20 protein-coding genes and 1 tRNA gene are annotated in these 18932 nt (G+C 30.4%); 17 read left to right on the forward strand and 4 right to left on the reverse strand.

Annotation, left to right across the window (positions count from 1 at the left end; all coding sequences use genetic code 11):
* Positions 1-2: 2 nt before the first annotated feature.
* From SH09_RS12640 to fumC, 11 genes are all read left to right on the forward strand, one after another.
* Positions 3-86: transfer RNA gene (locus SH09_RS12640), tRNA-Leu, on the forward strand.
* Positions 87-282: 196 nt separating this feature from the next.
* Positions 283-600: a hypothetical protein gene (locus SH09_RS12645; protein ID WP_119198946.1), complete on the forward strand. Its 318-nt coding sequence runs from the start codon at positions 283-285 to the stop codon at positions 598-600.
* Positions 601-814: 214 nt separating this feature from the next.
* Complete coding sequence (locus SH09_RS12650) at positions 815-1879, forward strand: PTS transporter subunit IIC (protein WP_042740040.1); 1065 nt, start codon at positions 815-817, stop codon at positions 1877-1879.
* Between the two features lie 168 nt (positions 1880-2047).
* Complete coding sequence (locus SH09_RS12655) at positions 2048-3511, forward strand: ABC transporter substrate-binding protein/permease (protein WP_042740002.1); 1464 nt, start codon at positions 2048-2050, stop codon at positions 3509-3511.
* Positions 3504-4226, forward strand: a complete 723-nt coding sequence (locus tag SH09_RS12660; protein ID WP_042740003.1) for an amino acid ABC transporter ATP-binding protein — start codon at positions 3504-3506, stop codon at positions 4224-4226. The genes SH09_RS12655 and SH09_RS12660 overlap by 8 nt, the downstream gene beginning before the upstream one ends.
* A gap of 155 nt (positions 4227-4381) precedes the next feature.
* Positions 4382-5509 (forward strand): tRNA epoxyqueuosine(34) reductase QueG, encoded by a 1128-nt coding sequence (gene queG / locus SH09_RS12665; RefSeq protein WP_042740004.1) that lies wholly within the window; start codon positions 4382-4384, stop codon positions 5507-5509.
* A 4-nt stretch (positions 5510-5513) separates the two neighbouring features.
* Positions 5514-5984 (forward strand): tRNA (uridine(34)/cytosine(34)/5-carboxymethylaminomethyluridine(34)-2'-O)-methyltransferase TrmL, encoded by a 471-nt coding sequence (trmL, locus tag SH09_RS12670; protein ID WP_042740005.1) that lies wholly within the window; start codon positions 5514-5516, stop codon positions 5982-5984.
* A gap of 179 nt (positions 5985-6163) precedes the next feature.
* Positions 6164-6763 carry a sugar phosphate isomerase family gene (locus tag SH09_RS12675; RefSeq protein ID WP_042740006.1) on the forward strand — a complete coding sequence of 200 codons (600 nt, stop codon included), beginning with the start codon at positions 6164-6166 and terminating at the stop codon, positions 6761-6763.
* A 21-nt stretch (positions 6764-6784) separates the two neighbouring features.
* Positions 6785-6973 (forward strand): SAS053 family DNA gyrase inhibitor, encoded by a 189-nt coding sequence (locus SH09_RS12680; protein WP_042740007.1) that lies wholly within the window; start codon positions 6785-6787, stop codon positions 6971-6973.
* 176 nt (positions 6974-7149) lie between these two features.
* Entirely contained in the window at positions 7150-7569 is a 420-nt protein-coding gene (locus SH09_RS12685; RefSeq protein ID WP_042740008.1) for a hypothetical protein, read from the forward strand.
* 186 nt (positions 7570-7755) lie between these two features.
* Positions 7756-9141, forward strand: a complete 1386-nt coding sequence (fumC, locus tag SH09_RS12690; RefSeq protein WP_042740009.1) for a class II fumarate hydratase — start codon at positions 7756-7758, stop codon at positions 9139-9141.
* A gap of 227 nt (positions 9142-9368) precedes the next feature.
* Here fumC and SH09_RS12695 read toward each other — a convergent pair whose 3' ends face one another.
* Positions 9369-10196, reverse strand: a complete 828-nt coding sequence (locus SH09_RS12695) for an RluA family pseudouridine synthase (RefSeq protein ID WP_042740010.1) — start codon at positions 10194-10196, stop codon at positions 9369-9371.
* 170 nt (positions 10197-10366) lie between these two features.
* On the opposite strand from SH09_RS12695, the gene SH09_RS12700 reads away from it, so the two are divergent.
* The gene (locus tag SH09_RS12700; protein WP_042740011.1) at positions 10367-11494 is read left to right on the forward strand and encodes a GAF domain-containing sensor histidine kinase; all 1128 of its coding nucleotides are present in this window, start codon (positions 10367-10369) and stop codon (positions 11492-11494) included.
* A 2-nt stretch (positions 11495-11496) separates the two neighbouring features.
* Positions 11497-12120, forward strand: a complete 624-nt coding sequence (locus tag SH09_RS12705; protein WP_042740012.1) for a response regulator — start codon at positions 11497-11499, stop codon at positions 12118-12120.
* A gap of 180 nt (positions 12121-12300) precedes the next feature.
* On the opposite strand, the gene SH09_RS12710 is transcribed toward SH09_RS12705, so the two are convergent.
* On the reverse strand, positions 12301-12516 hold the full coding sequence (locus tag SH09_RS12710) for a hypothetical protein (RefSeq protein WP_042740013.1): 216 nt from the start codon (positions 12514-12516) through the stop codon (positions 12301-12303).
* 317 nt (positions 12517-12833) lie between these two features.
* Between SH09_RS12710 and SH09_RS12715 the strand changes: the two genes are divergently transcribed.
* Positions 12834-14126, forward strand: coding sequence for a dicarboxylate/amino acid:cation symporter (locus SH09_RS12715; RefSeq protein WP_042740014.1), 1293 nt, complete (start codon positions 12834-12836; stop codon positions 14124-14126).
* A 224-nt stretch (positions 14127-14350) separates the two neighbouring features.
* Positions 14351-14758, forward strand: coding sequence for a sporulation protein (locus tag SH09_RS12720; protein ID WP_042740015.1), 408 nt, complete (start codon positions 14351-14353; stop codon positions 14756-14758).
* Positions 14759-14889: 131 nt separating this feature from the next.
* Here the strand turns inward: SH09_RS12720 and SH09_RS12725 are convergent, their stop codons facing one another.
* Together SH09_RS12725 and SH09_RS12730 are read right to left on the reverse strand one after the other, a co-directional pair.
* Positions 14890-15690, reverse strand: a complete 801-nt coding sequence (locus SH09_RS12725) for an ABC transporter permease (RefSeq protein ID WP_042740016.1) — start codon at positions 15688-15690, stop codon at positions 14890-14892.
* A 158-nt stretch (positions 15691-15848) separates the two neighbouring features.
* Entirely contained in the window at positions 15849-16157 is a 309-nt protein-coding gene (locus SH09_RS12730) for a hypothetical protein (RefSeq protein ID WP_052495453.1), read from the reverse strand.
* Between the two features lie 178 nt (positions 16158-16335).
* On the opposite strand from SH09_RS12730, the gene SH09_RS15835 reads away from it, so the two are divergent.
* Entirely contained in the window at positions 16336-17193 is an 858-nt protein-coding gene (locus SH09_RS15835; protein WP_052495454.1) for a hypothetical protein, read from the forward strand.
* A 780-nt stretch (positions 17194-17973) separates the two neighbouring features.
* Positions 17974-18903, forward strand: coding sequence for a proline dehydrogenase family protein (locus SH09_RS12740; protein WP_042740017.1), 930 nt, complete (start codon positions 17974-17976; stop codon positions 18901-18903).
* Positions 18904-18932: the final 29 nt, after the last annotated feature.

Here is an 18932-nt window from a genome sequence, read left to right on the forward strand (position 1 = left end):
AGGCCGGCGTGGCGGAATTGGCAGACGCGCGGGACTCAAAATCCCGTTCCTTCATTGGAGTGTCGGTTCGACCCCGACCGCCGGTATAACTAGGCTAACATTAGCCATCAACGGTAATAGAGAACCCCTTAACAAAGGGGTTCTTTTTTTATACATTGCTTTACTATAAATAAAATTCAAATATTTTGGTCACTTTATGGATATAAGAGCTATTTTATAATGCTTTAGTCTGATTTATTTTTATCACAACTCAGTTAATATAATAATTTGAGGTGACAGCTTATGATGAGAACATCTATGATAATCGGTTATTTTTTATTAATATTTATAATTGTGTTGTTATTTATATTTTTACTAGATGATAAATCTACAATCTATTATGGTAAGGTTGAAAATAATCAGGGCATTGTTAGTAATTTAGTTAGTGACAAAGGAGATATTATTGAGCATCTAAGAGTGTCTGATGATTTGCAAGAAAGTATGCATGTGGGCGATTATATTTCTGTTAAACTTTCGAATAAAAAGAACAATATAATTAATGAACAACTAGTTGATGACTCACAATTATCTTCGAAGATACTATATCGTTTAAATATATAATGTTGAAGTGAGATTTTTTTAAATCCTTTTAACTTCAATTGAAATCTATTTTAAATAATGCTGATCTACTCAAGTAGATCGGCATTTTATTTGTTGTATAGCTGGATTTTTCACATTAAATTAATCTTAAAAGTAAATATTGTGGTTTGATGTAAAATATAATATTATAAGTCTATTGTTATATTTGGAGGAAGAATATTAGATGGGAAAAAATATGTCAAAACAAACGAGTAATCATAGTGGAAAACAGTTTTTTAGTAATATATTACAGGCTGTAGGTACTGGTGTTGTTATTGCATTAATACCAAATGCCTTATTAGGTGAATTACTTAAATTCTTTAAAGAAGGTAATCAATTATTAGAAAGTATTTATCAACTCGTTGTATTAATACAGTCTTTTATGGCATTTATTATTGGTATTTTGGCAGCGCATCAATTCCGATTTAATGGTCCTGGAGCAGCTATGATAGGTGTTTCAGCAATGTTAGGTAGTGGTGCTGTTAAAGTTACTTCAAATGGTTTCGTTTTAAATGGTATAGGGGATATTATTAATACGATTTTAGTAGTTATTGTAGCGTGTTTTTTATATTTAATTTTACAAAATAAACTAGGATCACTAGAGATGTTGATACTCCCAGTTTTGATTCCTGTAATTAGTGGAGTTGTAGGACTTTATACATTAGGCTATGTTTCAAAGGTTACAAAGGGTATTGGCCATGTTGTTAGTACATTTACTGAATTTAATCCTTTGATTATGTCTATATTGATATGTGTTACTTATTCATTATTAATGGTTACACCAATTTCTGTTGTTGCTATTGCAACTGCGATAGGTTTATCTGGATTAGGTAGTGGAGCAGCAAATATGGGTATTGTAGCAGCATGTGTGACGTTTTTATTTGGATCATTGAGAGTAAATGCTGCCGGTGTAAATTTAGTACTAATCATCGGAGCAGCAAAAATGATGATTCCTGTTTACTTTAAACATTTAATCATTGCAATACCTTTAATCATAAACGGCGTTATAGGTGGTATTGTAGCTTACTTTATTGGAATAAAAGGAACACCTATGTCGGCAGGATTTGGATATACTGGTTTAGTAGGTCCGATAAATGCTTTTAATAGGATGTCTGGAGACCCAACAATGAATATTGTGTTATTAATCTTTGGATACTTAATAATTCCTTTTGTTTCAGCATTCTTTGTACATGAATTATGTAAAAAGTTTATTCATAGCTATACAGATGAAATATATAAATTTGAAATTCCTAAAAGTTAGTATTATAAGGTCTAATTTAATAAATTAGACCTTTTTTTATACACAAATATTGCATATTAACTCATTTTTATTTTATATAGGCTGTAGTTAGCGTTAATTAAAAATTAATATTGAATAATATTACGTTAATGTGTATAATAATAAATTATATAGAGAGGGGTTTAGAATATGAAACAACTAGGGAAGCTTATGTTAGTCTTTGTTGTATTCGTAAGCGCAATTTTTACCTACATAAATCCTGAGGCACAAGCAGCACAAGATGATCATTGGGAAAAAATTAAAAAGCGTGGAGAATTAAGAGTGGGGCTATCTGCAGACTATGCGCCATATGAATTTGAACATAATGTAAATGGCAAAAGTGAATATGCAGGAATTGATATAGAATTAGCAAAGAAAATAGCAAAAGATAATAATTTAAAATTAAAGATTGTAAATATGCAATTTGATAGTTTATTAGGTGCTATCAAAACAGGGAAAATTGATTTAATTATTTCTGGGATGACACCAACACCGGAGAGAAAGAAAGAATTGGATTTTTCTGATCCTTATATGTCAGTTACTCAAAAGATGATTATTAAAAAGTCAGAAGCTGATCATCTTAAAACGATAGATGATTTTGCTAATAAAAAGATAGGTGTGCAAAAGCAAACACAGCAAGAAACAATTGCTCAAAATGAAATTGAAAATGCGCAAGTACAATCATTAACAAGAGTACCTGAAGTTATCATGTCACTTAAAAGTGGGAAAGTTGATGGTATGGTAATCGAAGGACCAGTAGCTGAAGCTTATTTGAAACAGAATAATGATTTACAATTTGCTGATGGAGTCAAATTTAATGAAGGAACGAAGAATACAGCTATTGCAGTTCCAAAAAATTCACCAGTATTAATGAATAAATTAAATAGTTCAATAAAAGATGTTAAAGATAAAGGATTAATTGCAGATTATAAAGAAAAAGCAGCAGAAGCTATGAAAAAAGATGATGGGAACTTCATTACAAAATATGGTAGTTTCTTCCTAAAAGGGATTAAAAACACAATATTAATATCAATTGTAGGAGTGTTGTTAGGTACAGTATTTGGAGCAATGATTGCGTTGCTTAAATTGAGCAAAGTGAAACCATTAAGATGGTTAGCTTCTGCGTATATAGAATTTTTAAGAGGTACACCTTTATTAGTACAAGTATTTTTAGTGTATTTTGGTACTACTGCAGTATTAGGCTTAGATATTTCAGCTTTAATTTGTGGGATGATTGCGCTAGTGATTAACTGTTCAGCTTATATTGCAGAAATTATTAGAGCAGGTATCAATGCAGTTGATAAGGGACAAACTGAAGCAGCACGTAGTTTAGGGCTTAGTTACGGTCAAACAATGAAGTCCGTTATTTTACCTCAAGCGATAAAGAATATATTACCTGCATTAGGTAACGAATTTGTAACTGTTATTAAAGAATCATCAATTGTATCAGTAATTGGTGTTAGTGAGATTATGTTTAACGCACAAGTAGTTCAAGGTGCATCATTCGATCCTTTCACACCTTTAATTGTAGCAGCTATCTTATACTTTATACTTACGTTTACGTTATCTAGAGTAATGTATTTCTTCGAAGGGAGATTGAAAGTCAGTGATTAATATTAAAAACTTATATAAATCTTTTGGAAAAAACGAAGTATTAAAAGGTATTGATTTAACAATAGATAAAGGTGAAGTTGTAGCGATTATTGGTCCCTCTGGTAGTGGTAAAAGTACTTTGTTACGTTGTATGAATTTATTAGAGACACCAACGAGTGGAGATGTACTTTTTAAAGAAAATAAATTAAATAGTAAACATACAGAATTAGAAAAATTAAGACAACAAATGGGTATGGTGTTTCAAAACTTTAATTTATTTCCACATAAGAAGGTCATAGATAATATAATTTTAGCACCTAGTTTATTAAAAAAAGGTTCACAGGCCAATTTGAAACAGGAGGCACAAGCATTATTGAAAAAAGTTGGATTAGAAGATAAAGCAGATGCTTATCCAGCACAATTGTCAGGTGGACAGAAACAAAGGGTAGCTATTGCGAGAGCGTTGGCAATGAATCCAGAAGTATTATTATTTGATGAACCAACATCAGCCCTCGATCCAGAAGTAGTTGGTGATGTGTTGAAGGTTATGAAAGATCTAGCAAAAGAAGGCATGACTATGGTTGTTGTAACGCATGAGATGAACTTTGCAAGAGATGTCAGTGATAAAGTAGTCTTTATGGCTGATGGTGTCATCGTCGAATCAGGTAATCCACATGAAATATTTGAAAATCAGCAGCACGAACGAACTAAAAACTTTTTAGCGCGTGTTCTATAAGTTAAATAAAAAGTAGTTAATACACAGGTTTAATTCTAGACCAAGTATTAACTATTTTTTTATTATAAATTTTAATAAAGTGAGATTTATAGACGTTCAATTTGATACGATTATGTTAAAATGTAGGATGTATGTTTTGATGTGGGGTGTAAAAAATCGATTTAAAGCAATTAAAGCAAGATGTTATTGACTATGCACATTCAATTGGTATAGATAGTATAGGATTTACGACGGCAGATCCTTTTGATGAACTGAAACAAAAGCTTGTAGATTACCATGCTAAAGGTTATGCATCTGGGTTTGAAGAATCAGATATTAATTTAAGAACAGAACCAAAGTTAACGTTACCTACTGCAAGATCTATCATTGCGATTGCTGTTGGATATCCAAATAAATTAAAAGGTGCTCCAAAAAGTGTTCGAGGAGATCGAAGAGGTATGTTTGCACGAGCATCTTGGGGACAAGATTATCATTCTATTATGCGTAATAGGTTAGATAAATTATCGGAATATTTACAGTCAAGAGTGAAAGATGTAGAAATCAAATCAATGGTTGATACGGGTGTCTTATCTGATAGAGCAGTTGCAGAAAGAGCAGGCTTAGGTTACGTTGGTCGAAACGGCTTTGTTATTAATCCTGATTTGGGTACTTGGACTTATTTAGGAGAAATGTTAGTTAGTATTCCATTTGAACCTGATGATCCACTGCTAGACAGTTGTGGCGAATGTACGCTATGTGTTGATCGATGTCCTACTGGTGCACTTGTAGGAGATGGACAGCTGAATAGTCAAAAATGTATCAGCTTTTTGACTCAAACAAAAGGTTATTTGCAGGATGAATATCGTTATAAAATAGGTAATCGCTTATATGGTTGTGATACGTGCCAACAAGTTTGTCCTAGAAATAGAGGCATTAATACACAGCATGATGATATTGTGCTAGAACCAGAAATATTAAAGCCTAGACTTGTACCGTTATTGAAAATGAGTAATAAAGAATTTAATAATACTTATGGTCATCTAGCTGGAGCGTGGAGAGGTAAAAAACCAATACAAAGAAATGCAATTATTGCATTAGCACATTTTAAGGAAGAGTCTGCTATACCTGAATTACAAGATGTTGCGCTTGAGGATCCAAGACCAATGATTCGTGCAACGGCATATTGGGCGATTGGCCAAATACAAGGAGAACTAGCTAGACCTTTTATAGAAGCACATTATGACAAAGAAATTGAAGAAGTCCAACAAGAAATGATAAAAGGACTGGAAATGAGGAGCGAATAACAGAATGACAAATCATATTGTATTATTTCAACCAGAAATACCAGGTAATACAGGGAGTATTGCAAGAACTTGTGCTGGTACGTACACAAACTTACACTTAATTAAGCCATTGGGATTTAGTACAGACGATAAAATGCTAAAGCGTGCAGGGCTTGATTATTGGGATTCAGTCAATATTACTTATCATGAAAGTATTGAGGCATTTTTTGAGTCAACAGAAGGTACATACTATTTAATAACAAAGTTTGGCAAGAAGACGTATTCTGATTTTGACTTTACAGATATTGAAAAAGATCATTTCTTTATTTTTGGAAGAGAAACAACTGGTTTGCCCGATTGGGTTAAGGAAGAATACCATGAAACGGCGTTGCGTATTCCAATGAATGACAATATTAGATCATTAAATTTATCTAATACAGCTTCATTATTAATCTACGAAGCATTAAGACAACAAAATTTTCCTGATTTAATTTAATAATTTTAGTAAATGAATGAAAATATTGCTCGACATTTGTATAATAGACGTAAGACTTTGAAAATTTTTATAAATGAAATTTTTTGAAGGTATTCAAGGTTGTTTATGACTGTAACAACAAGGGTAATAAAAAATAATGCTAGAACGTGTCTGAATAGAATAAGAGGAGTGTAATTACTATGGCAATGAATTTTAAAATTTTAAAAAATGAAAACATTGTAGCTGAATATACAGCAGATATTTTAAGAAAGCAATTTAACAACAATCCTACAACAATTGCAGGTGTACACCTTTCTAAAGATAATTCACCAGTATTAGATGAATTGAAAAAGAATGTAGATAAACATGCAGTTGATTTTAGTCAAATTAATATTTTAGATTATGACAACAATAAATCATTTTATGAAGCTTTAGGCGTACCAGAAGGTCAAATTTATGAAGTATCTTTTAATGAGGATACAGAATCATTTATTGGTGACAAAATTAAAACGAAAGAAAACAAAGGTAAACTTATCACACAAGTATTATCTATTGATACAAATGGTAATTTAGATATTAGTGTTAGACAAGGTTTATTCTCTGCACGTGAAATTATTTTAGTAATAACAGGTAGTGAGAAGCAAGAATTAGTGCATAAACTATATGAAGAAAATGGTAAAACAAGTTTCGAACCTTCAGATTTAAAAGCACATAGAATGGTAAATGTCGTTTTAGATGAAGCGGCAGCTCAAGGTCTACCTGAGGATGTTAGACACTACTTTACTGCACGTTTTGCTTAAAAGTATAAATGGGTGATGGAAATGACCGACAAAAATAAATTTTCAAAAAAACTAGAACATCAAGCAGATAATGAAATGGTTGATGATTACGAAGATGTTGTTGAATTAGGAAAAGAAATGGAACAAATATCTGAACAAAATGATGAAGAGAAGTTAAATCAATCTCATGATTCAAAGGTGCGTTCAGATTTATCTGATGATGCTCATTAATTACTAGTTTAACTGATATTTTGTTAATAAAATGAACTAAATCCTACTAACTTTTATGTTGGTAGGATTTTTATTTGTTGGCTATGACCTCGTTCATTCCTAAAAAAGTTATGCAATGTTAAATTTGAATATGTTATGATTAGAGCAATTCGATTTATTATAAGGAGATACGTACTATGTTAAGTAAGTATTGGAAAGTTTTTATGATTAGTGCAGCCATTATAAGTTTAATTTCAATTAAAGGGTTTCCTATGGCAATAGGCGCACTATATTTACCAATATTATTCAAAATAATAAAGTTACAAATTAATTTATCAAAGGGATTAGTTGATCAAGTAAATGCTTCAACCTTTGTAAAAAGTAATCAAACTGGAGTCATTATTAGTGTGATATGTTGTATTTTAGTCACTGTGGTTTTATTTAAACCGCTGGGTTCATTTTATAACAGTTTAGATGGGATATTAGGCATGTTAGTCTTGATTAGTCCAGCAACGATGATTATAGGTGCAATATTGTTAATTCTTACTGCGATTGGTGTTATTCAAGCTGCAAAAGCGCATTTTAAAGATATACAAATAGTTAAAGATAGCGAATAAATAAACAGCGTTATTTACATATTCAAATGTAAATAGCGTTTTTTTTACAGTGAAATCTAGAATTTATAGTAGAGATTAAATGCAAATTAAAAGTTTATGAAAACGCTATATAATACGATTGCCCCAGTAAATTAAATAATGATATACTACAATTGAACATAGTAAAGATAAAGGGGAGAATTTGTAATGTCAGTAAGAATTGAACATGATACATTTGGTGAAATTGAAGTACCTGCAGATAAATACTGGGGTGCACAAACAGAAAGAAGTAAACGTAATTTCCCAGTAGGTAAAGAGCAAATGCCTATTGAAGTCGTATACGGATTTGCACAACTTAAAAGAGGTGCTGCTTTAGCAAATCACGAATTAGGAAAAATTTCTGATGCTAAAAAAGATGCAATCGTACATGCCTGCGATCGTATTTTAAACAAGGAATTAGATGAACATTTCCCTCTAGTTGTATGGCAAACGGGAAGTGGTACACAAAGCAATATGAACGTCAATGAAGTTGTAAGTTTTGTGGCTAATGCTTATTTAAAAGAGAATGGTAGCGATGAAACAATTCACCCAAATGATGATGTGAATAAATCACAAAGTTCTAATGATACATTTCCAACTGCAATGCATGTCGCATTGTATAATGAAGTTGAAACTAAATTAGAACCCGCTTTAAATAATTTGCGCAACACATTTAAAGAAAAAGAAGAAAAATTTAATGACATTATTAAAATTGGACGCACACATTTACAAGACGCTACACCTATTAGATTAGGACAAGAAATAAGTGGATGGCGTTATATGTTAGATAAATGTGAAACATTGTTAAGTGAGTCAAAAGCTCATATTTTAAATCTGGCAATTGGTGGTACAGCGGTAGGCACAGGGATCAATGCACACCCTGAGTTTGGTGATAAAGTTGCTAAATTCATTTCTGAAAATACAGGCTATCCATTTGTATCATCTGAAAATAAATTCCATGCGTTAACTGCTCATGATGAAGTTGTACAATTGCATGGTTCATTAAAAGCTTTAGCAACAGACTTAATGAAAATTGCTAATGATGTTAGATGGTTAGCATCAGGTCCAAGAGCTGGTTTAGCAGAAATTTCGATTCCAGAAAATGAACCAGGTTCATCAATTATGCCTGGTAAAGTGAACCCAACACAATGTGAAATGTTAACAATGGTATCTGTACAAGTTATGGGTAACGATACTGCAGTAGGTATTGCTAGTTCACAAGGGAACTTTGAATTAAATGTCTACAAACCAGTCATCTTACACAACACATTACAATCAATTTATTTATTAGCTGATGGTATGCAAACATTTAATGATAATTGTGCTATTGGTATTGAACCTATCGCAGAAAATATTGATAATTATTTAAATCAATCATTAATGTTAGTTACAGCATTAAATCCTCATATTGGTTATGAAAATGCTGCGAAGATTGCTAAAAAGGCACATAGAGAAGGTTTAACGTTAAAAGAATCAGCAATTCAATCTGGCTATGTAACAGAAGAACAATTTGAAGCATGGATAAAACCTGAAGATATGGTTGAACCAAAATAATAACATTATATAGTGTAAATTAAGCTATAACTTTACTAACTTAAAGTAAGAACATAAATAAGTATCGATGAATAATAGAGCAAATCCGAAAATTTGGATTTGCTCTAAATTTTTTGTACAAAAATAATCGACAATTTCTTTAGTGTGTTAATAGAAATTGTCGATTATTAATGTTTGAAAATTTATTCTACACAGTAATATTTGAATTTTTATAGGTAATAAATCAATTATAATTCATCATCTAAGCTAATAGAAATTTGTTCTTGTGTAAGTGGATGTGTAAATTCAATTTTGTAACTATTTAGTTGTAATTGTCTCAAAGTAGAGTCACCATATAATGGATCGCCGATTACTGGATGACCAATTTCAGCAAGATGAACACGAATTTGGTGTGTTCGCCCGGTATCTAGTTTTAATTCTAATTCACAAACGCCTTCTTTAACCATTTTAGAGCTTAAGATATGTGTGATAGCACGTTGCCCAGTTGGTGAAACACGACGTCGATTTGAATGAAATTTATCTTTACCAATAGGTTTATCTATCGTTTGTGGCTTAATTGGTAATAGACTGTGAACATTTGCTTTATAAATACGATTAATCTCATTTTCTTCCAACATGCGATCAAGAATTTTCTTCATTAATGGATTTTTAGCAACAATTAATAATCCTACTGTTTCTTGGTCCAATCTATGTATAGGCTCTACATAGTCACTTTTGATAGTATAAATAACATGATTCATCAATGTGTTACTTTCTTTTAAATCATTTGGATGTGTTTTAACACCTTTAGGTTTCATAACAATTGCAATATCATCATCCTCAAAATAGATTTGAGCAAAGCGATAACTAGGTACGTAATTACTCTTTTCTTCTGGTGTAGGAATATAAGCGATATCACCAGTTTGTACCTTAGTCATTAAGGTTGCTGCTTCACCATTTAGTGTTATTTCTTTTGACATATTTAAATTGTGCAAATCTTTTTTCGGTAAATGCAAACTTTGGAATATTTCTCTTAATGTTAATGCATTATATTTACTTGGGATTTCAAATTTCATAGTATCCTCCTCAATTTATCACTAATAATCATACCACATACGACTATTTAAAAATATTGATCTTTTCAATTTCTCAAAATCTATTAATTTAAACGCTATGCTTGTGTAAATTTCAAGTCATAGCATAAAATAGGTAATATAAGTGATTTCGTAAAAAGAGGAATGGTTAAATGGAAAAACCAACGAGATTGGCATTATTAAAGGAAATTGCAGAGTTTTTAAATGAAGAAACTGAAACATATACGATGCTAAATGGTGCGCTAAAGTCACTAATAAATGGTAGTGATTTTACTACTGGATGGATTTTCTTTATTGATGAATCAGGACAACATGAATTAGTTTCAGATATTGAATTACCGGGAGCGTTATCCAAACATAATTGCAAATATATGAAGGAAGGTTCATGTTGGTGTGTAAAAGCTTATCATAATAAGCGCTTAACTAAGGCTTCAAATATTATAAATTGCTCAAGAATTAATCTTGCGAATCATGCATACCATGAAGAAACCAATGGTATTACACATCATGCTACAGTGCCTTTAAGGTCAGGTGAAGAATTATTTGGATTATTAAATGTTGCAACACCACATACAAGTCATTATAGTGAGGAAGACTTGGAATTATTAGAATCTGTAGCTTTTCAAATTGGTTCTGCAATTAAGCGTATACTATTGACAGATCAAGAAAAAGAAGCGGCTAGAGTGAGTGAACGTAATAGATTAGCAAGAGATTTACACGATTCGGTAAATCAAATGTTATTCTCAGTAAAGTTAACAGCACATGCAGCTAATGAAATGAGTCAAGAATCTGTTTCAAAACAAGCTTTTAAAGTTATAGAAGAAACGAGTCAACAAGCTGTTAATGAGATGCGGGCATTAATTTGGCAATTAAAACCAGTTGGATTAGAACATGGATTAATTAACGCGTTGAAAAATTATAGTGATATATTACAAATTGATTTACAGGTCCATGTTGATGGTTTAATTAATTTACCTAATATGATTGAAGAAAATTTATATAGAATTATTCAAGAAGCAATAAACAATACTCAAAAGCATAGTAAGTCTAACATTGTAGAATTAATACTAAATCAACAAGGCGATTATATTGTTGTAACAGTGAAAGATAATGGTTGTGGCTTCGATGTACAATCCACAAATATATACCAGTCTCATGGAATAAGTAATATGAGACAGAGGGCCAAAGTAATTGATGGCAAATTAAATATTATTTCTGAACCCAAAGTAGGAACTACGATAGAAATCAATGTTCCTTTGACGAATGTGAAAGGAAGTTAGACATGTACCGTATAATATTAGTAGATGATCATCACATTGTAAGACAAGGATTAGAATTTTTACTGTCTACAGTTGAAGATATAGAAGTAATTGGTGGATTTTCTGATGGAAATACATTTTTTAAGTATCTGGAGGAAAATGAATTACCAGATCTAGTGTTGTTAGATTTGGTAATGCCTGAAATGAATGGTATTGAAATTACTGAAATTATGAAACAACAATATCCAGAAGTTAAAATTCTGGTATTGACGAGTTATGTAGATGATGAACATGTAATTTCAGCAATCGATAAAGGCGCAGATGGATATGAAATGAAAGATGTAGAACCAAAACAGCTAATTGAAACGATTAAAAGTGTTATAGCTGGAGAAAAAATAATTCATCCTCAAGCACAGAGTGTTATTGAATCAGTAAGGAAAAAACCACATTTTACAAATAAGTTATCAAACAGAGAGTCAGAAGTGTTGAAGGAAATGGTTAAAGGTAAAACAAATAAGGAAATTGCAGAAACCTTATTTGTTTCAGAAAAGACTGTAAAAACACATGTCAGTCATATATTTAGTAAATTAGAAGTAGGAGACCGAACACAGGCTGCCATTTATGCAATGCAAAATAATTTGATTTAAAGTACAAATTATACTTGTTAAAAATTGTTCTATATTTTATAAAAAATAATATTCAGTAAGTGAAAGCGAAAAAGTAGTAATCCATCAATGTTTATACGGATTACTACTTTTTGTTGGTTATTCGATTTAGTTTCCAATTACTTATTAGTAAGGAAATGAGATAAATAAAAATATTAATGCTTAAAATTTTTCACTATATTCTAGAGGATCAATTTCAGTTTTTCTGATACTAGACCCTTTTTCATATAGAAAAATAATCGAAATCATTAAAATTATAAGTGCAATAATTGCAAAATTTTTACCTAAATTAGTTAAGTTAAATATTGATAATAATACAATAATCGCAATAACTAAACAAAATAGTAAAAATGCTAAAATCATCAATGTTAATCCCATATTAGTTACTTCCTCTTAATTTTATAATTAAGATTATATAACTTTGCAAAACATATTGCATTTGAAAATTTGAAAATAGTATATAATTACTATTATTTTTTGTGGAATAATATACTGAATTCTATCATGCTGTTCAAACATTGATAGTAATAGGAATGGGTGTAATAGCATGATGTTAGTTTTAATTTTTAAATTATAGTGTTAGTAAATGAAAAATAGCAACATGCAATTTTATTTTTTTAATTTTCTGAAAAAATACTTTAATTTGTGTATATTTACTATATAATGAAGAGTAATAAAGCAAAGGGGATGTTGCTATGAAAACAAAAAATCTTTCATTAAGGATTGTTATTGCTTTGGTATTAGGTATCACTGCAGGATCAATTTTTAATATGTTTGAAGGTTCAGCATTTGTAACTAATATTGATAAGTACTTTTTTAATGTTATTGGACAAATCTTCTTGAATTTAATATTTATGTTAGTTGTCCCAGTCGTATTTGTTTCTATTGTATTAGGTGTAGTTGGAGTAGGGGATCCAAAGTTATTAGGTGGTATTGGATTAAAGACTATAACATTCTTTTTAACCACAACTGCGCTTGCAATTATTATTGGTATCGCACTTGCACTTATATTTAAACCAGGAGCAGGGAAGTCTGAATTATTGAAGAGTGATGATGTTTCAAGTTATCAACAAACATTAAATAAGCAAAATGAAGCACAAGATTCACCAGCAAAGCAAACTTTTGATCAAACATTAATTAATCTATTTCCAAAAAATCCAATTCAGGCCATGACTGATGGAAATATGTTGCAAATTATAACTTTTGCGATATTTATAGGTATAGGAATAATTATGGTAGGTTCTAAAGCTGATGCGGTTTACCGGCTATTTGATCAGACAAATGAAGTCTTGATGTTTATAATTACAATGATTATGAATTTATTTGCCCCAATTGGGACGTTTGGTTTGGTTGCTCATGCATTCACTGGTGCAGGTTTCGGTGCAATTCAACAACTCGGCATGTATTTCTTTATCGTGTTGTTAGCATTAGCAATTCATTTCTTTGTCGTTTATGGTGCAGCGGTAAAATTCCTTGGAAAGTATAGTCCTGCCAAGTTTTTTAAAGGTTTTATACCTGCTATTACACTTGGATTTAGTGCTTCAAGTTCGAATGCTGCCTTACCAGTTTCCATGAATTGTACGAAAAAGATGGGAGTTAGACCAGAAATCGCTTCATTTGTACAACCACTTGGAGCTACAATCAACATGGATGGTACCGCAATTATGCAAGGGGTCGCAACAATATTTATTGCACAAATTTCAGGTGCCAATTTAACATTCGGACAATTAATTACTGTTGTTATTGTGGCAGTAGTGGCATCAATTGGTACAGTCGGTGTACCAGGGGTGGGTTTAATTATGTTAGCGATGGTATTAAACGCAGTCGATTTAAACCCTGCTGCTATTGGTATAATATTAGGTATCGACAGACTGCTTGATATGACACGTACATCAGTAAATATAACTGGGGATGCAGCTTGTGCGCTAATCGTATCTAACTCTGAAGAAAAGAAACTAGCTAAAGTAAAAGGCGCTGCTAAACCATAATGTACTTTTGCTAGTAGCATATTAAGTTAACAATTGAAAGTATTTTAAAATGTTAGCCAAAAACAACAGCAAAGCTAACTATGAAACAAACTTGAAACAGACTATGATGTTAAAATATCATAGTCTGTTTTTATTTATAATTAAGAAAATTAAGAAATTCACGTTGAAATCTACCTTGATTAAACAGAGATATAAGTGGGTAGCGTAAAGTGAGGTGATGTACGATGTTTGAAAAATTATTAAGTTCTTTTGGCGTTAGTAACTTAAAGGTTGATACTAAAGTAAAAGGGGATAAATTTAATATACATGGCCAATTAACTGGAACAATATATATTAAAGGAGGGTCAACTGAAGAAGTGATTGATAAAATTGAACTGACTTTAATTGAGAAAATAGAGAATAGCGATGCTACGAGTGATTTTCAAATTTTAGAAAATGAGGTTGAACGGTTTGAAATTAAAGAGTTAATTAAAATAGGTGAAAAGGAAAACTATAAGCAATCATTTACCTTTAAAGTAAATACTAACGATTTAAAACATAATCCTAAAAAATTAGTGTTAAAAACACATGTCTATCTTGTGAGTTCAATAGATAATTATGATGAAGATGAAATAAAAGTTGTATATCGTTAGTTCAGTTTAAAAAATAGAAAAAGCGGCTTAATCCAGTAAATGAATTAAGTCGCTATTTTGTGTTTAGTTGTTTTAGTATAAATTTTTATATATCGTAATTTGTGATAAGTTGATGCCTTGAGCCAAAACACTTACATAAAATCAGCAAAATGGTCTCTATAACGCATGTGCAATAATGATCCTACAATAAACAAAATAAGTACTAACACTACATTGTAAATAGCGATATGCCAATGAGTCAGAAAGTACCATTCATGGTGTAATACAGCAGCTCTATAGCCTTCAGCTAAAAAGTAAATAGGATTAAATTGCATTACCTTTTCAACAATTACATTATTAGGTAAGTATAATATAGACGATACAAAGAAAATTATTCGCATCAGAGACTGCATAACCATTTGAGTATCTCTAATAAGTACTCCTAAAGTAGATGTAACTAATGCAATTGACATAGTCAATAATAAAGAAAATGGGACATAGAGTAATAACTGTAATGTATAAATACTAGGGTGATAACCTCCAAAGAAACATATCATCATTACCAATATTAGTAGGCCAAGATGTCCATAAAATCGACTGACTACGATATAACTAGGTATGATTGAAATAGGAAAATTCATTTTAGCAATATGATTGAACTTTGAAGCAATTGCTTTCGTTCCTTCCAATACACCTTGATTTACAAAGAACCACATACTAATACCAACTATTAGCCAATAAATAAACGGCACGCCTTCCATAAGACGATTACTTCTAAAGCCTAAACCAAAGACAAACCAATATACAGCGATTTGCATAGCCGGATTTATCAGTTCCCAAGCAATGCCTAAATAATTACTGTGATTAGATATACGTAATTGAAATTCTGCTAATCTTTTTATTAAGTAGACATTTTGAAAATGTTCTTTAAAAACAGTCCAAACTGCATTCATTGTTAAAAACTCACTTTCGTTTAACTTCATAAACAATTATATTATAAAAAATCAATAATTGAAATTAGAGTTCATTTTAGTTAACCATTTATATACAAATTTGCATCGTATTAACTAAGTGTATTTATAAATAAAAGGATAAACTTATAGTGATTAAGTTAATTAGTCATTAACTTTTTATATTGAGTAATAAAGTGCTGTGCATCTGATTTATTTATTTGTTTAAACCGCCATACATCATTTTCGTTATCTATAATAACCAATTTATGTAAAATAATGCCTCTTTGTAGTTGTATTTCATTAATTTCACTCAACAAGAATGTATCTTTAACTTCATTACCTTCAACCATTCCAGAAGCTTTAAACTTAATATGATCCGAATATAAAATTAATTCTCCAGGAATAGCTTGGGTCGTAAAAATTTGAAGTGCTACATAGATTGAAATAATTGGTTTATTCGTCATCATCACTTAATCAACTCCATTCTTTATTCAACATTATAATTTATTATGTAAGTAATGCAATGTAAAAATAATATATATTACGTCATTTATTTATAAAAATATAAAGACGTTCAAAGGTTGTTCCTATTAAAGTGTAAGATTATAATATGATTATTATATAAAAAGTGAAGGGGCATAAAGTGTGAAAAAACAACATATTCGTAATGAATTTAGTAATAAAGGACAACATAATTATGAAAAGCAAAGACATTCGAAAAACAGTAATTCCGTAACTAAATTAGTAATGATTATTCTTGCAAGTCTTTGTTTTTTTCTGATTGTAATTGGCATTTTATTTGGCGCATACCGGTTTGTAGCAGGTAGTTTAAATCATAATAATGAAGATACTAAGCATCATACTCCAAAGAGGAAAGTAGCATCACCAAAAATTGATGTACTTTCTCAAGATTTTCATGATAATTATATGAATCGTAATCATGTAAAAGGATATAAAGGCTTTGAAATAGGCGCAAGTAAAAAATCAATTGTAGCGAAATATGGTAAGGGTGAAAAAATAGGTAGAATAAATGATCAAAATGTATTGAAATATGGAAATTTAGGTGTGTCATATAAAGATAATAAAGTTGGACATATTTTTGTAATTCCTAAAGAGACAACGATTCAATCATTTATTAGTTACCACGGTCAAGCTACTAATATAAATAATTCCGGTATATATACATTTGACGACAATAAGCAAAATGATTTTATGATCAAAGTATATGTCGAAAATAATAAAATTAAAGGTATTGAAAATATTAAGGCAACAGATAATCAAGTAGATTTTAGTGATGGTGTTAAAAATGAATCAGAAGCAAAAGCTGTTGCAAAAAGAGTGTTAGGATTTAGAAATATTAATATTAATGTAGATTCGGTTAAAGATGATGGCTCTGTATATAAAGTGAAATATGGTAAAGAGGATGAAGCGGACCAAAATAGGGTCTTAACTATTAGGAAAACAGATGGTCTAACAACAGGTGACACAACTGCTAGTAATTAATAGTAGGTATATATTAACGTTAAATATAATTACATGTCTGTAATGGTGTATTCTATGAGTTATGACACGATAAAAATATGCTTTATTTTCTTTGTTATTGTTAAATAATTACAAAAAGGAAATAGAGTAGATATCAATAATTTTGATCAAAGTATTAGCTAAATATGGAAATATTAGTATTTAACATGTTTTTGTAATAAAGCTACTAGAGAACTTGTCAGTAAGTGAGTTTATATTAACTCATTTACTGACTTTTTTTATTAGACTTTGTATTGACTAGCAAGCATACCAAGGGCTAAGTCGAACCAAAGTATTGATACACATCCAATACTGAGAACTAATTCGAAGCAAGTGTAGAAATCTCATACTTTTGTTCCACAAAAATAAATTTTCTAAGATTGTAAAGCGCTCTTGAGTACGAAATGTTAAAGTACTCATAATTTTAATAACAATGAAAATTACGCTCCGTTGAGTAAAAACTAACGATATAATTTAAAGTTGTAACTTGGCAAGATAAATGGATGTAAATCAATGATTTAAAATAGTCAGGTGATGTAAAAACCTTATCAACACAATAAATTGCAGTGTGAGGAAATGTTACGCTCATTTATTTATGAAACGCTTATGTCAAAAAATATTACAATTTATGTTATATATATTCACACAAATTTTATTTTTACATATTTTTAATATATGATGTATTCAATAAAGATAAAATCTTTATTAATAGCTTTTTATAGTAAAAAAATACCTGTTTCAAAGATTAAGGGAGGTAGTTCTATGACAGTTATTAAATCTTGTCTCTTTTCATTATCGCAAAATAGTAATATAAATAAATTAGCCACTAAAATGGGACCAAAAATAGGAATTAAATCATTTATAGCTGGCACTACTTTAGATGAATTAGAAATGAATATTGTGCGCTTAAATAAACAAAATATAGCGGTAACTGTTGATAATCTAGGTGAATTTGTCTATTCAGAGTCAGAAGCTTACAATGCCACTTATCACATAATTAAAGTTATAGAAAGAATAAATGAGCAAAATTTAAATGCTCATATATCTTTAAAGTTAACACAAATTGGTTTAGATATTAATTCAGAAATTTGCAAACAAAATTTAATGCGCATTTTAGCAAAAGCCAATGAAGCACATATTTTTATAAATATTGATATGGAAGATTATGGTCATATTCAATCAAGCTGGCAAATAATTGATGACTGTGAGCAAGTTTTTAATAATTTTGGAACGGTAATTCAAGCCTCTCTACTAAGAGCAAAAAAGGATCGACGTGAACATAAGTATTTAAGACTAAGAATTGTAAAAGGTGCATATAAAGAAAGCGGAAAGGTTGCATATCAAACATCTAAGGAGATTGACATTAATTATTTAGAATTATGCAAATCACATCTACAAGATGGGAAATTTACCTCAATCGCTACGCATGATTATGATTTAATAACTAAGTTGATTCGATATATTGAACAAAATGAAATTTCTAAATCGAATTTTGAATTCCAAATGCTTTATGGATTTAGAACAAACCTGCAACAACAATTGGCACAACAAGGTTACCAAGTATGTGTATATATGCCTTATGGCAAGGACTGGTACGGTTATTTTATGAGGAGATTGGCTGAAAGACCACAAAACATTAATTTAGTAATAAAACAATCGCTCAGCAAATTTTGGTTAAAGGGAAGACTTTAGCGTTGGCTTTTACAGGGAAATTATTGGAA

It is taken from the genome of Staphylococcus gallinarum (assembly GCF_000875895.1).
GTDB classification, from domain to species: Bacteria; Bacillota; Bacilli; order Staphylococcales; family Staphylococcaceae; genus Staphylococcus; species Staphylococcus gallinarum.

Bases quoted from the DNA above. Each gene is read 5' to 3' on its own strand.
- SH09_RS12645 (WP_119198946.1), top strand. From the start codon at position 283: ATGATGAGAACATCTATGATAATCGGTTATTTTTTATTAATATTTATA.
- SH09_RS12650 (WP_042740040.1), top strand. From the start codon at position 815: ATGTCAAAACAAACGAGTAATCATAGTGGAAAACAGTTTTTTAGTAAT.
- SH09_RS12655 (WP_042740002.1), top strand. From the start codon at position 2,048: ATGAAACAACTAGGGAAGCTTATGTTAGTCTTTGTTGTATTCGTAAGC.
- trmL (WP_042740005.1), top strand. From the start codon at position 5,514: ATGACAAATCATATTGTATTATTTCAACCAGAAATACCAGGTAATACA.
- SH09_RS12675 (WP_042740006.1), top strand. From the start codon at position 6,164: ATGGCAATGAATTTTAAAATTTTAAAAAATGAAAACATTGTAGCTGAA.
- SH09_RS12680 (WP_042740007.1), top strand. From the start codon at position 6,785: ATGACCGACAAAAATAAATTTTCAAAAAAACTAGAACATCAAGCAGAT.
- SH09_RS12685 (WP_042740008.1), top strand. From the start codon at position 7,150: ATGTTAAGTAAGTATTGGAAAGTTTTTATGATTAGTGCAGCCATTATA.
- fumC (WP_042740009.1), top strand. From the start codon at position 7,756: ATGTCAGTAAGAATTGAACATGATACATTTGGTGAAATTGAAGTACCT.
- SH09_RS12695 (WP_042740010.1), bottom strand. From the start codon at position 10,196: ATGAAATTTGAAATCCCAAGTAAATATAATGCATTAACATTAAGAGAA.
- SH09_RS12700 (WP_042740011.1), top strand. From the start codon at position 10,367: ATGGAAAAACCAACGAGATTGGCATTATTAAAGGAAATTGCAGAGTTT.
- SH09_RS12705 (WP_042740012.1), top strand. From the start codon at position 11,497: ATGTACCGTATAATATTAGTAGATGATCATCACATTGTAAGACAAGGA.
- SH09_RS12710 (WP_042740013.1), bottom strand. From the start codon at position 12,516: ATGGGATTAACATTGATGATTTTAGCATTTTTACTATTTTGTTTAGTT.
- SH09_RS12715 (WP_042740014.1), top strand. From the start codon at position 12,834: ATGAAAACAAAAAATCTTTCATTAAGGATTGTTATTGCTTTGGTATTA.
- SH09_RS12720 (WP_042740015.1), top strand. From the start codon at position 14,351: ATGTTTGAAAAATTATTAAGTTCTTTTGGCGTTAGTAACTTAAAGGTT.
- SH09_RS12725 (WP_042740016.1), bottom strand. From the start codon at position 15,690: ATGAATGCAGTTTGGACTGTTTTTAAAGAACATTTTCAAAATGTCTAC.
- SH09_RS12730 (WP_052495453.1), bottom strand. From the start codon at position 16,157: ATGATGACGAATAAACCAATTATTTCAATCTATGTAGCACTTCAAATT.
- SH09_RS12740 (WP_042740017.1), top strand. From the start codon at position 17,974: ATGACAGTTATTAAATCTTGTCTCTTTTCATTATCGCAAAATAGTAAT.